The following is a 12120-nucleotide window of genomic DNA, read 5'->3' as shown; positions in this document are numbered from 1 at the left end:
GCCGGCCAGCGAGCCGATGCTGGCCATCGCGGTGGTCGGTGCGCACCTGTCGGGCCTGCCGCTGAACAGCCAGTTGATCGAACGCGGCGCCACGCTGCTCGAAGCCACCACCACCGTCCCACGCTACCGGCTGCATGCGCTGCCCGGCACGGTGCCGCCCAAGCCCGGGCTGGTGCGCGACGAGGCCGCCGGCCACGCCATCGCGCTCGAAGTCTGGGCGATGCCGCAGTCGGCAGTGGGCAGCTTTCTTGCATTGATCCCGGCGCCGCTCGGCCTGGGTTCCATCGAACTGGCCGACGGCCGGCGCGTGCACGGCTTCCTCTGCGAGGCGCACGCCGTCGCCGGAGCGCCCGATGTCAGCGCCTGCGGCGGCTGGCGCGCCTATCTCGCCTCTCTTCAATGAACCGGAGTCTCTGATGGACCGTCGTCGCTTCATCCAGTCGGGCAGCGCCGCTGCCGCCCTCGGCGCGCTGCCGATCGCTGCACAGTCCCAGGCACGCCCGAAGGACGTGCTGGTCGTCGCCAACGAGTTCGGCCCGAACTCGCTGGACATCCACACCGTCGGCGCCAACCGCCCGAGCTACGGCGTGAGCTGGCTCTGCTACGACCGCCTGATGACCTACGGCAAGAAGACCTTGCCCGACGGCCGCGTGGTCTACGACCGCAACAAGCTCGAGCCCGAGCTGGCCGAGAGCTGGCAGATCGCACCCGACGGCAACTCGGTAACCTTCAAGCTGCGCAAGAACTCCAGGTTCCACGACGGCACGCCGGTGACCGCGAAAGACGTCAAGTGGAGCTTCGACCGCGCGGTGTCGGTCGGCGGCTTCCCGACCTTCCAGATGGCCGCCGGCTCGCTGGAGAAGCCCGAGCAGTTCGTCGTGGTCGACGACCACACCTTCAAGGTGACGTTCCTGCGCCGCGACAAGCTGACGATGAACGACCTCGCGGTGCCGGTGCCCTGCATCTTCAACAGCGAGCTGGTGAAGAAGAACGCCACGGCGGCCGACCCCTGGGGCCTGACCTGGACGCGCAACAACACCGCCGGCGGCGGTGCCTTCAAGGTGGAGGCTTTCCGCCCCGGGCAGGAAATCGTCTACGTGCGCTTCGACGACTGGAAGAGCGGCGCGCTGCCGAAGCTGCGCCGCATCGTGCAGCGCGAGGTGCCCAATGCCGGCAACCGCCGCGCGCTGCTGCTCAAGGGCGACATCGACATCACCTACGACCTGCCGCCGAAGGACTTCTCCGAACTCTCGAAGGAGGGCGCGGCAGTGAAGGTGACCAGCACGCCGATCGAGAACGCCATGTTCTACCTCGGCATGAACACCACCAAGGCGCCCTTCGACAACCCGAAGATCCGCCAGGCGGTGGCGCTGGCGCTGCCCTACGACAAGATGTTCGACAACGCGCTGTACGGCCGCGCGATCAAGCTCTACGGCGCGCCGAGCGCGAAGGTGACGAGCACGGCCTGGCCGCAGCCCACCGGCTACAAGACCGACATCGCGAAGGCCAAGGCGCTGATGGCCGAGGCCGGCGCCGGTGCCGGCTTCGAGACCACGATCAGCTTCGACCTCGGCAGCGGCACGACCAGCGAGCCGATGGCGATCCTGATCCAGGAGTCGCTGGCACAGATCGGCATCAAGGCGCAGATCAACAAGATCCCGGGCGCGACCTGGCGCGCGGCGCTGCTGAAGAAGGACATGCCGATGGTCATCAACCGCTTCGGCGGCTGGCTCGACTTCCCCGAGTACTTCTTCTTCTGGTGCTACCACGGCCAGAACGCCGTGTTCAACACCATGAGCTACCAGAACGCGAAGCTCGACAAGATCATCAGCAACGCGCGCTTCGCCGAGAGCAAGACGCTGTACGACTCGTTCGTGAAGGACATGATCCAGATCGCCTACGACGAGGTGCCGCGCGTGCCTCTCTTCCAGCCGACCATGGACGTGGCCATGCAGAAGGACGTGCAGGGCTACATGTACTGGTTCCACCTGCAGCCGGACTACCGGCAACTCTCGAAGGCCTGAGCGATGAGTGCGCTCACGCCGCAGCAGGTCGAGGCGATCGTGAAGGCCAACGCCGAGGCGCTCGGCCTGCCGATCTCGGCCGAGCACAAGCCCGGCGTGATCGCCTTCTTCGCGCTCGCCGCCGGCATGGCCGAGCGGGTGATGGCGCAGCCGCTGACGCATGAGGACGAATCCGGCAGCGTGTTCCGGCCGGTCTCGCCGCGAGGGCCGCTGGCATGAAGGCCGTCGAGATCGCCGCGAAGGTGCAAGCCGGCGCGCTGTCGGCCACCAGCGTGGTGCAGTCCAGCCTCGCGCTGATCCAGGCCACCGAGCCCAAGGTCAACGCCTTCACCGCGGTGCTCGCCGAGCGTGCGCTCAAGCGTGCCGCGCAGATCGACAAGCACACGCGCCGCGCCGAACTGTCGCTGGCCGGCGTGCCCTTCGCGGTGAAGAACCTGTTCGACGTCGCCGGCCTGCCCACGCTGGCCGGCTCGAAGATCGAGCGTGACGCAGCGCCGGCCACACGCGACGCGCTGCTGGTGCGCCGCATGGAAGCGGCCGGCGCGATCCTCGTCGGTGCGCTCAACATGGACGAGTACGCCTACGGCTTCACCACCGAGAACACGCACTACGGGCCGACGCGCAACCCGCACGACCTGACGCGCATCTCCGGCGGCTCCTCGGGCGGTTCGGCCGCCGCCATCGCCGCCGGCCAGGTGCCGCTGACGCTGGGTTCGGACACCAACGGCTCGATCCGCGTGCCTTCGTCGCTGTGCGGCACCTTCGGCCTCAAGCCCACCTACGGCCGCCTGCCTCGGCTGGGCAGCTACCCCTTCGTCGCCAGCCTCGACCATCTCGGCCCCTTCGCGCGCAGCGTCGCCGATCTGGCTTTCGCCTACGACGCGATGCAGGGCCCGGCGCCGGACGACCCGCACTGCGCACCACGCCCGCCGGAGCCGACGCGCACGATCCTCGACGCCCGCGCCGAAGGCCTGCGCATCGCCGTGCTCGGCGGCTGGTTCCGCGAGATGGCGATGGCCGAAGCCACCGCCGCGGTCGACGCGGTCGCGCAGGCGCTGGGCACCTCGCGGCTGGTCGAGCTCGAGGGCGTCGACCGGGCGCGCGCCGCGGCCTTCTTGATCACCAACTCGGAAGGCGCCACGCTGCACCTGGCCGATCTGAAGAAGCGTCCGCAGGACTTCGAGCCGCTGTCGCGCGACCGCTTCCTCGCCGGCGCCTTGCTGCCGTCGGCGTGGATCGTGCAGGCGCAGCGGGTGCGCCAGGCCTTCGCGCGCCAGCTCGCCCGCGTGTTCGAGACGGTCGACGTGCTCATTGCCCCGGCCACACCCTGCGTCGCGCCAGTGATCGGCACCGAGTGGCTGGAGATTGCCGGCCAGCGCCTGCCGGCGCGCCCGAGCATGGGCTTGCTGACGCAGCCGATCTCCTGCATCGGCCTGCCGGTGGTGACCGTGCCGCTGTGGGGCATGAACCCGGCGCTGCCGCACCTGCCGATCGGCGTGCAGGTGATCGCCGCGCCCTGGCGCGAGGACCATGCGCTGCGCGTCGCAGCGCAGCTCGAGGCGATGGGCATCGCCTCGTCGCCGATCGCGGCGCTGAACTGAACGAAGGCCGCACGGAATGGACATCAACCTGCCCGACGTGCACGCCGAAGTCAGCGCGATCTTCGCGTTGTATGAGCAAGCCCTGACGAACAACGACGTCGAGTTGCTCGACCAGCTGTTCTGGGATTCCCCGCACACCGTGCGCTACGGCGTGGCCGAGAACCTGGTCGGCATCGAGGCGATCCGCGCCTTCCGCGCCGCGCGCTCGCCGGTCGGCCTGGCGCGCACGCTGAGCAACACCGTCATCACCACCTTCGGCCGCGACCTTGCCACCGCGATGACCGAATTCACCCGCCCGAACGTGTGCGGCCGCCAGAGCCAGACCTGGGTGCGCACCGACGCGCCGGGCCATCGCGGCTGGCGTGTCGTGGCCGCGCACGTGAGCCTGCTGCCGAAGCCTGCCCCCATCCAACCCTGAACGAGGAGAACCTCATGGACCACCCCACTCACGATGCGCTTCGCCGCCGCCTGCTCGCCGGCACCGCCCTCGGCGCCGGCTCGCTCGCGCTGCCCGGCGCCCTGCGCGAGGCCTTCGCGCAGACGCCCATCGTCGTCGGCGTGATCTATGTCGGCCCGCGCGGCGACTTCGGCTACAACCAGGCGCAGGCCGCCGCCGCAGCAGCGATCAAGAAGCTGCCCGGCGTGAAGGTGGTCGAGGAAGAGAACGTGCCCGAGACCGCGGCCGTGCAGAAGACCATGGAGGCGATGATCAACCAGGACAAGGCCTCGCTGATCTTCCCCACCTCGTTCGGCTACTTCGACCCACACATGCTGAAGATGGCGGAGAAGTACCCCAAGGTGCGCTTCGCCCACTGCGGCGGCATGTGGGCCGAGGGCAAGCACCCGAAGAACACTGGCAGCTACTTCGGCTACATCGACGAGTGCCAGTACCTGGCCGGCGTGGTCGCGGGCTACACCAGCAAGACCAAGAAGCTCGGCTTCATCGCCGCCAAGCCGATCCCGCAGGTGCTGCGCAACATCAACGCCTTCACGATGGGCGCACGCTCGGTGGACCCGAGCATCACCACGCGGGTGATCTTCACCGGCGAGTGGTCGATGCCGGTCAAGGAGGCCGAGGCTTCGACCAGCCTGATCGACCAGGGCGTGGACGTGCTGACCTGCCACGTCGACAGCCCGAAGGTGATCATGGAGACCGCAGAGAAGCGCGGCGTTTTCTGCAGCGGCTACCACGCCAGCCAGGCCGCGCTGGCGCCCAAGGGCTACCTGACCGGCGCCGAGTGGGACTGGGCCACGCCCTACAACGCGCAGATCAAGGCGGCGCAGAGCGGCGCGGCCATGCCCAACTTCCTGCGCGGCGGCCTGAAGGACGGCTACGTGAAGATGTCGCCCTACGGCGCCGCGGTGAGTGCCACCGCCAAGGCCAAGGCCGACGAGATCAAGGCCGCGATGGTCAAGGGCGGCTACGCCATCTTCAAGGGCGGGCTGAAGGACAATAAGGGCGCGGTGGTCATCCCGGCGGGCAAGAACCTCGACCAGTTCGATGCCGAGCTGGAGAAGATGAACTATCTCGTCGAAGGCGTGGTCGGCTCGATCCCCGGCTGACCGGCGCCGCGCGATGAGCAGCATCCCCGTTCCTGCCGGCGCACCGGCGGCCGAGCCTTCGGCTCTTTCGCTGAAGGCCCGCGCCCTCGCCGACGCGCTGCTGCCGGCGACCGCGGCACTGCTGCTCACCGTGCTGCTGTTCTCGCTGGCTGTCGCGCTGGCCGGCTTCAGCCCGCTGGAGGTGTGGGGGCTGATCGTGTTGGGCGGCTTCGGCGACGCGTTCGCGTGGCAGAACACGCTGCAGCGCGCCGCACCGCTGATCCTCACCGGCCTGGCTGTCGCACTGCCGGCACAGGCCGGGCGCGTGATCATCGGCAACGAGGGTGCGCTGGTGCTCGGCGGGCTGGCCGCCTCGGCCTTCGGCAACGTGCTCGCCGCGGCGCAGGCCGGCGCCTGGCCGGTCTGGCCGGCGATGGCGATCGCCGGGATGCTGGCCGGCGGCGTGTGGATCGGGCTGGTCGGGTTGCTGCGCGAGAAGCGCGAGGTCAACGAGACGATTGCGTCGCTGCTGATGTCCTTCATCGCCATCGCGCTGTTCAACCAGTGCGTCGAGACGGTTCTGCGCGACCCGGCGAGCCTGAACAAGCCGTCGACGAAGACGCTGCCCGATGCACTGCTGCTGCCGACGATGCCCGGCCTGGACGTGCACTACGGGCTGCTGCTGGGCGTGCTGGCGGCGCTGCTGGCCTGGGGCGTGATGCGCTTCACTCCGCTGGGCCTCGCCTTGCGCGTGGCCGGCGGCAACGCACGCACCGCACTCGGCGTCGGCCTGCCTGTGTCGACGCTGACCATCGCCGCGTGCGCCGCCGGTGGCGCCTGCGCGGGCCTGGCCGGTGCGGTGGAAGTGGCAGCGGTGCACGGCGCGGCCAACGCCTCGCTGATCGCCGGCTACGGCTACAGCGGCATCCTGATCGCCTTCGCGGCGCGCTTCTCGCCGGCCGGCGTGGTGCCGGTGGCCATCCTCGTCGGCGGCATCGCCGCCAGCGGCAGCCTGCTGCAACGCCGGCTCGGGCTGCCCGATGCGTCGGTCACCGTGCTGCTCGGTTTTGCGTTCGTCGCGTTGATCGCCTGCGAGACCTTGCGCGGGCGGTCGTTCTTCAAGGGCAGATCATGAGCGACGCGAGCGCACTCGGCTGGTGGGGCGTTCCGTTGGCCATCCTCGGCGGGGCGATCCGCGTCGGCACGCCGCTGCTGTGGGTCAGCCTCGGCGAGACGGTGACCGAGAAGGCCGGCCGCATCAACCTCGGCCTCGAGGGCACGCTGCTGATGGGCGCGATGGCCGCCTTCGCCGTCTCGCTGGCCAGCGGCAGCCCGTGGCTGGGCGTGCTCGCCGCCGCCGGCGTCGGCATCCTGCTCGGCGCGCTGCACGGCGCGCTGTGCAGCCTGAACCGCGTCAACGACACGGCCATGGGCATCGCGCTGATGCTGGCCGGCTCGGGCCTCGCGTTCTGGCTCGGCAAGCCGCTGATCCAGCCCAGCGCGCCCGGCCTGCCGCCGATCGCGCTGGGCGACTGGTCGGACCTCGCGCCGCTGAAGGCCGCGCTGGCCATCAACCCGCTGTTCGTGCTCGGCCTGGTGCTCGCCTTCGCCACCTGGTGGGCGCTCGGCCGCACCCGTTTCGGCCTGCGCCTGCGTGTGGTCGGCGACAGCGAGAACGCCGCGCGCGCCTTCGGCCTCTCGCCGACCGCCTACCGCATCGCCGCCACCGCCTTCGGCGGCGCCTGCGCGGGCGTCGGCGGCGCCTCGCTGTCGCTGGTCTACCCCGGCGCGTGGAGCGAGGCGCTGTCCAGCGGCCAGGGCGTGATGGCGGTGGCGCTGGTCATCTTCGCGCGCTGGGACCCGCGCCGCTGCGTGCTCGCCGGGCTGCTGTTCGGCGGCGCCAGCGCGATCAGTCCGGCGCTGCAGGCCTTGGGCTACAGCCAGGGCTACTACCTGCTCGCCGCGCTGCCCTACGCCCTGACGCTGGCGCTGCTGATCGGCCTGGGCAAGCCGGGGCCGAGCCACGGCGCGCCGGGCGAACTGTCGCTGAACCGCTGAGGACGATCACCATGAAGCCCTTCGCCTCCGTCGATGCGAACCCCTACGCCTGGCCTTTCGACGGCGACTGGACGCCGTCGAACACCGCGCTGGTCATCATCGACATGCAGACCGACTTCTGCGGCCTCGGCGGTTATGTCGACCGCATGGGCTACGACCTCTCGATGACACGCGCGCCGATCGGCCCGATCCAGTTGCTGCTGACGAAGGCACGTTCGCTCGGCATGCACGTGATCCACACCCGCGAGGGCCACCGCCCCGACCTCGCCGACCTGCCGGCCAACAAGCGCTGGCGCTCGCGGCAGATCGGCGCCAACGGCGTGGGCATCGGCGACCCGGGGCCGTGCGGTCGCATCCTGGTGCGCGGCGAGCCGGGCTGGCAGATCATCGACGAGCTGGCACCCGCCGAGGGCGAGCCGGTCATCGACAAGCCCGGCAAGGGCTCCTTCTGCGCCACCGATCTGGAGCTGATCCTCGCCACGCGCGGCATCCGAAACCTGATCCTCACCGGCATCACCACCGACGTCTGCGTGCACACGACGATGCGCGAAGCCAACGACCGCGGCTTCGAATGCCTGATCGTCAGCGACGGCACCGGCGCCACCGACCGCGGCAACCACGAGGCGGCGCTGAAGATGGTGACGATGCAGGGCGGTGTGTTCGGCGCGGTGGCCTCGTCGGCGGCGATCCTCGCGGCGCTGGGCTGAGCGGCGATGAGCGATCTCATTCCTCCGCAGATCGAGCCGACCGGTGCGGCCAAGGTCGAGATGCTGAACTTCAGCAAGCGCTTCGGCGCACTGCAGGCTCTCGACGACGTGTCGATGACCATCGATGCCGGCAGCTTCCACGCGCTGCTCGGCGAGAACGGCGCCGGCAAGTCGACGCTGGTGAAGTCGCTGATCGGCTTCTACCAGCCCGACACGGGCAGCGTGATGGTCGATGGCCGCGAGCGTGCCATCGGCAGCCCGAAGGACGCGGCGGCGCTGGGCCTGGGCATGATCTTCCAGCACTTCACCGTGGTGCCGGGCATGAGCGTGGCCGAGAACCTCGCGCTCGCGCAGCGCGACCTCGGCGCCTTCATCGACTGGAAGCACGAGCGTGCCAAGCTGGCCGACTTCATGGCCACGGCGCCGTTCCCGCTCTCGCTCGATGCACGTGTGGCCGAACTGGCTGCCGGCGAGAAGCAGAAGCTGGAGATCCTCAAGGCGCTGTACGCCAAGCGGCGCTTCCTGGTGCTCGACGAGCCGACCTCGGTGCTGACGCCGCAGGAGGCCGACGAGGTGCTGGGCCGCGTCAAGGCGATGTGCCGCGACGGCATCCTGTCGGTGCTGATCATCACCCACAAGTTCCGCGAGGTGTTCGGCTTCTGCGACGAGGTGACGGTGCTGCGCCGCGGCCGGCGCACCGGCGCGGCCAAAGTCGCGGCGACCTCGCGCGACGAACTGGCCGGCTGGATGATGGGCGTGGCCACCGACGCGGCGGCGCTGCCGGCGGCGACCTCGGGGCAGTCGACCGCCGCGGCACCGGTGGCCGCCGACGGCCCGGCACGCCTGGCGCTGCGCGGCCTCATCGTGGCCGGCAACGAAGGCCGGCGTGCCATCGACGGCCTGTCGCTCGAGGTGCGGCCGGGCGAGATCGTCGGCGTGGCCGGCGTCTCCGGCAACGGCCAGCGCGAGCTGCTGGCGGCGCTGACCGGCGCACTGCCGGTGGCCGGCGGCGAGGTGGCGATCGACGGCCAGCCCTACCGTCCCACCCGTGCGCAGATGGAGCGTTTCGGCGTGCGCAGCCTGCCCGAGGAGCCGCTGCACAACGGCTGCGTCGGCAAGCTGTCGGTGGCCGAGAACCTGGCGCTGCGCAACTTCGACCGCGCGCCGCTGGCACGAGGCGCGTGGCTGTCGCGCCCGGCGATGCGCACGCAGGCGCTGGCGCAGATCGAGGCCTACCGCGTCAAGACACCGGGGCCCGAAGCGCCGATCGAGACGCTCTCCGGCGGCAACGTGCAGCGCGCCGTGCTGGCCCGCGAGCTGGCGCCGGACCCGACGCCGCCGCGCCTGCTGATCGTCGCCAACCCCTGCTTCGGCCTGGACTTCCAGGCCACCGCCGAGATTCACGCGCGGCTGCGCGCTGCGCGTGACGGTGGCGCCGGCGTGCTGCTGATCAGCGAAGACCTCGACGAACTGCTCGCGCTGTCGTCGCGGCTGCTGGTGCTGTCGCACGGGCACATCGCGATGGAGTGCCCGACGGCGCAGGCCGACATCGGTGCGATCGGGCGCGCCATGGCGGGAGACAGCACGCACGCGGAGGCGGAGGCGGCGTGATGAGGACTATCCACGCGAGGCCCTACGACTTCCCGTTCGATCCGGCGCACACCGCGGTGGTGATGATCGACATGCAGCGCGACTTCCTCGAACCCGGCGGCTTCGGCGCGATGCTCGGCAACGACGTCAGCCAGCTCACGCCGATCGTGCCCTCGTGCGTGAAGCTGCTGGCGCTGGCCCGCCGGCACGGCATGGCGGTGATCCACACCCAGGAGGCGCACGACCCGCAGCTGGCCGACTGCCCGCCCTCGAAGCGCGCACGCGGAGCGCTGAGCTGCGGCATCGGCGACAAGGGTCCGCTGGGTCGCGTGCTGGTGGCTGGCGAGCCCGGCGCCGGCTTCGTGCCGGAGCTGCTGCCGCAGCCCGGTGACATCGTGCTGCGCAAGCCGGGCAAGGGCGCCTTCCATGCGACCAGCCTCGACGCCATCCTGCATTCGCAAGGCATCACCCACCTGCTGATCGGCGGCGTGACCACTGAAGTCTGCGTGCAGACGACGATGCGCGAGGCCAACGACCGCGGCTACGAATGCCTGCTGGTCACCGACTGCGCAGCGAGCTATTTCCCTGAGTTCCACGCCGCGGTGGTCGAGATGGTCGTCGCGCAGGGCGGCATCGTCGGCTGGGCAGCGCCGCTGGCGGCTGTTGAAAGGGCACTGACATGATCAAGGTCATCGCCAAACGCCTGCTCGGCGCGCTGCCCAACCTGGTCGGCGTGATCGTCGTCACCTTCCTGCTCACCCGCGCACTGCCCGGCGACCCGGCGGCCTACTTCGCCGGCGGCGCGGCGACGCAGGAGGCGGTCGACCAGGTGCGTGTGCAGCTCGGCCTGGACAAGCCGCTGATCGAGCAGTTCTTCCGCTACGTGGCCGACCTGTCGCGCGGTGAACTCGGCACGTCCCTCACCACCGGCCAGCCGGTGCTGAACGAGCTGCTGACGCGCCTGCCGGCCTCGATCGAGATGGTGCTGCTGGCCCTCGCCCTGGCCTGCGCAATCGCGCTGCCGCTGGGCGTGCTGGCCGCCACGCGGCCGGGCTCGTGGATCGACCAGCTGTGCCGGCTGGTGACCACCGCCGGCGTCTCGCTGCCGACCTTCTTCACCGGCCTGGTGCTGGCCTACGTCTTCTACTTCCTGCTCGGCTGGGCGCCCTCGCCGCTGGGGCGGCTCGACCCGATGTGGTCGCCACCGGCCACGGTCACCGGCTTCTACCTGATCGATGCCGTGATCGCCGGCGACGCCGGCCTGTGGTGGGCCAGCTTCAAGCAGTTGATCCTGCCGGTGCTGACGATGGCGATCTTCGTGCTCGCGCCGATCGCGCGCATGACGCGGGCCTCGATGCTCTCGGTGCTGGGCAGCGACTTCATCCGCACCGCGCGTGCCTCGGGGCTGCACAGCAGCACAGTGCTGATCAAGTACGCATTGCGCAACGCGCTGCTGCCAGTGGTCACCACGCTGGGCATGGTGTTCGGCTTCATGCTCGGTTCCAGCGTGGTGATCGAGAAGGTGTTCGGCTGGCCCGGCGTGGGCAGCTACGCGATCGACGCGCTGACGGCCAGCGACTACGCGCCGATCCAGGGCTTCGTGCTGGCGATGGGCGTGCTGTTCGTGCTGCTCAATCTGCTGGTCGACGTGCTGTACACGCTGATCGATCCGCGTGTCTCGCTGGAGAACTGAGCGATGAACGAGACGCTCAAGCACATTCGCCACGTGCTCTCCGAAAACCCGGTGACCATGGTCGCCGCGGCGCTGTTCCTGCTTTTCATCCTGATCGCCCTCATCGGCCCGGCGATCGTGCCGCACGACCCGCTGGCCAGCAACGCGACCGCGGCTCTGCAGCCGCCATCGGCGACCCACTGGTTCGGAACCGACGCGCTGGGCCGCGACATCTTCTCGCGCACGCTGGTGGCCACACGCCTGGACCTCGGCATCGCGATCAGCGCCGTGGTGCTGTCCTTCGCGATCGGCATCGCGCTGGGTCTGGCGGCCGGCTTCTTCGGCGGCTGGTGGGACACGGCGATCACGCGTGTGTCGGACACGATCATGGCCTTCCCCCTCTTCGTGCTGGCGATGGGCATCGTGGCGGCGCTGGGCAACACGGTGGGCAACATCGTGCTGGCCACGGCGATCATCAACCTGCCCTTCTACATCCGTGTGGCTCGGGCGGAAGCGAACGTGCGGCGCGGGGCGGGCTTCATCGAGGCGGCGCGCCTCTCGGGCAACGGCGACGTGCGCATCCTCGCCGTGCACCTGTTCCCCAACATCCTGCCGCCGGCGATGGTGCAGGTAAGTCTGAACATGGGCTGGGCGATCCTCAACGCAGCGGGCCTGTCCTTCATCGGCCTGGGGGTGCGGCCACCGACGCCGGAGTGGGGGATCCTCGTCGCCGAAGGTGCGCAGTTCATCGTCTCGGGTGAATGGTGGGTGAGCTTCTTTCCGGGCGCGGTGCTGATGCTGGCGGTGTTCACCTTCAACCTGCTGGGGGACGCGCTGCGGGACATCTTCGATCCGCGGAGGAGGACTTGATGAGCGGCGCATCAGGCGGCGTGTTGCAGGCGGCCCGACGGTGGCGGGGGGGGGGG

At 70.1% G+C, this 12120-nt stretch carries 12 protein-coding genes and 1 pseudogene; all 13 read left to right on the top strand.

The window, feature by feature from the left end:
- Nucleotides 1–403 (top strand): annotated as a pseudogene (locus AAG801_RS34855) (allophanate hydrolase); the annotation flags it as partial.
- A gap of 13 nt (nucleotides 404–416) precedes the next feature.
- Nucleotides 417–2024 carry an ABC transporter substrate-binding protein gene (locus AAG801_RS34850; RefSeq protein WP_341892530.1) on the top strand — a complete coding sequence of 536 codons (1608 nt, stop codon included), beginning with the start codon at nucleotides 417–419 and terminating at the stop codon, nucleotides 2022–2024.
- 3 nt (nucleotides 2025–2027) lie between these two features.
- Entirely contained in the window at nucleotides 2028–2243 is a 216-nt protein-coding gene (locus tag AAG801_RS34845) for a DUF4089 domain-containing protein (protein WP_341892529.1), read from the top strand.
- Nucleotides 2240–3625 (top strand): AtzE family amidohydrolase, encoded by a 1386-nt coding sequence (locus AAG801_RS34840; protein ID WP_341892528.1) that lies wholly within the window; start codon nucleotides 2240–2242, stop codon nucleotides 3623–3625. Before AAG801_RS34845 ends, AAG801_RS34840 begins: the two co-directional genes overlap by 4 nt.
- A gap of 16 nt (nucleotides 3626–3641) precedes the next feature.
- A complete protein-coding gene (gene hpxZ, locus AAG801_RS34835; RefSeq protein ID WP_341892527.1) occupies nucleotides 3642–4043 on the top strand; it encodes an oxalurate catabolism protein HpxZ in 402 nt (133 codons plus the stop codon).
- Nucleotides 4044–4057: 14 nt separating this feature from the next.
- Nucleotides 4058–5188, top strand: a complete 1131-nt coding sequence (locus AAG801_RS34830) for a BMP family ABC transporter substrate-binding protein (protein WP_341892526.1) — start codon at nucleotides 4058–4060, stop codon at nucleotides 5186–5188.
- Nucleotides 5189–5201: 13 nt separating this feature from the next.
- Entirely contained in the window at nucleotides 5202–6302 is a 1101-nt protein-coding gene (locus tag AAG801_RS34825) for an ABC transporter permease (protein ID WP_341892525.1), read from the top strand.
- A complete protein-coding gene (locus tag AAG801_RS34820) occupies nucleotides 6299–7225 on the top strand; it encodes an ABC transporter permease (RefSeq protein ID WP_341892524.1) in 927 nt (308 codons plus the stop codon). The genes AAG801_RS34825 and AAG801_RS34820 overlap by 4 nt, the downstream gene beginning before the upstream one ends.
- Nucleotides 7226–7236: 11 nt before the next feature.
- Nucleotides 7237–7932 carry an isochorismatase family cysteine hydrolase gene (locus tag AAG801_RS34815; protein ID WP_341892523.1) on the top strand — a complete coding sequence of 232 codons (696 nt, stop codon included), beginning with the start codon at nucleotides 7237–7239 and terminating at the stop codon, nucleotides 7930–7932.
- Between the two features lie 6 nt (nucleotides 7933–7938).
- Nucleotides 7939–9543: an ABC transporter ATP-binding protein gene (locus AAG801_RS34810; protein ID WP_341892522.1), complete on the top strand. Its 1605-nt coding sequence runs from the start codon at nucleotides 7939–7941 to the stop codon at nucleotides 9541–9543.
- Nucleotides 9543–10205: a cysteine hydrolase gene (locus tag AAG801_RS34805; RefSeq protein WP_341892521.1), complete on the top strand. Its 663-nt coding sequence runs from the start codon at nucleotides 9543–9545 to the stop codon at nucleotides 10203–10205. Before AAG801_RS34810 ends, AAG801_RS34805 begins: the two co-directional genes overlap by 1 nt.
- Complete coding sequence (locus AAG801_RS34800) at nucleotides 10202–11215, top strand: ABC transporter permease (protein WP_341892520.1); 1014 nt, start codon at nucleotides 10202–10204, stop codon at nucleotides 11213–11215. Before AAG801_RS34805 ends, AAG801_RS34800 begins: the two co-directional genes overlap by 4 nt.
- Nucleotides 11216–11218: 3 nt before the next feature.
- Entirely contained in the window at nucleotides 11219–12064 is an 846-nt protein-coding gene (locus tag AAG801_RS34795; RefSeq protein ID WP_341892519.1) for an ABC transporter permease, read from the top strand.
- Nucleotides 12065–12120: the final 56 nt, after the last annotated feature.

The sequence above is a fragment of the Variovorax sp. YR752 genome (assembly GCF_943372545.1).
This window is presented reverse-complemented; position numbering and strand designations above follow the sequence as displayed.

What these genes read in the sequence shown, in the direction of transcription:
- AAG801_RS34850 (WP_341892530.1), top strand. Translation starts at nt 417, where the DNA reads ATGGACCGTCGTCGCTTCATCCAGTCGGGCAGCGCCGCTGCCGCCCTC.
- AAG801_RS34845 (WP_341892529.1), top strand. Translation starts at nt 2,028, where the DNA reads ATGAGTGCGCTCACGCCGCAGCAGGTCGAGGCGATCGTGAAGGCCAAC.
- AAG801_RS34840 (WP_341892528.1), top strand. Translation starts at nt 2,240, where the DNA reads ATGAAGGCCGTCGAGATCGCCGCGAAGGTGCAAGCCGGCGCGCTGTCG.
- hpxZ (WP_341892527.1), top strand. Translation starts at nt 3,642, where the DNA reads ATGGACATCAACCTGCCCGACGTGCACGCCGAAGTCAGCGCGATCTTC.
- AAG801_RS34830 (WP_341892526.1), top strand. Translation starts at nt 4,058, where the DNA reads ATGGACCACCCCACTCACGATGCGCTTCGCCGCCGCCTGCTCGCCGGC.
- AAG801_RS34825 (WP_341892525.1), top strand. Translation starts at nt 5,202, where the DNA reads ATGAGCAGCATCCCCGTTCCTGCCGGCGCACCGGCGGCCGAGCCTTCG.
- AAG801_RS34820 (WP_341892524.1), top strand. Translation starts at nt 6,299, where the DNA reads ATGAGCGACGCGAGCGCACTCGGCTGGTGGGGCGTTCCGTTGGCCATC.
- AAG801_RS34815 (WP_341892523.1), top strand. Translation starts at nt 7,237, where the DNA reads ATGAAGCCCTTCGCCTCCGTCGATGCGAACCCCTACGCCTGGCCTTTC.
- AAG801_RS34810 (WP_341892522.1), top strand. Translation starts at nt 7,939, where the DNA reads ATGAGCGATCTCATTCCTCCGCAGATCGAGCCGACCGGTGCGGCCAAG.
- AAG801_RS34805 (WP_341892521.1), top strand. Translation starts at nt 9,543, where the DNA reads ATGAGGACTATCCACGCGAGGCCCTACGACTTCCCGTTCGATCCGGCG.
- AAG801_RS34800 (WP_341892520.1), top strand. Translation starts at nt 10,202, where the DNA reads ATGATCAAGGTCATCGCCAAACGCCTGCTCGGCGCGCTGCCCAACCTG.
- AAG801_RS34795 (WP_341892519.1), top strand. Translation starts at nt 11,219, where the DNA reads ATGAACGAGACGCTCAAGCACATTCGCCACGTGCTCTCCGAAAACCCG.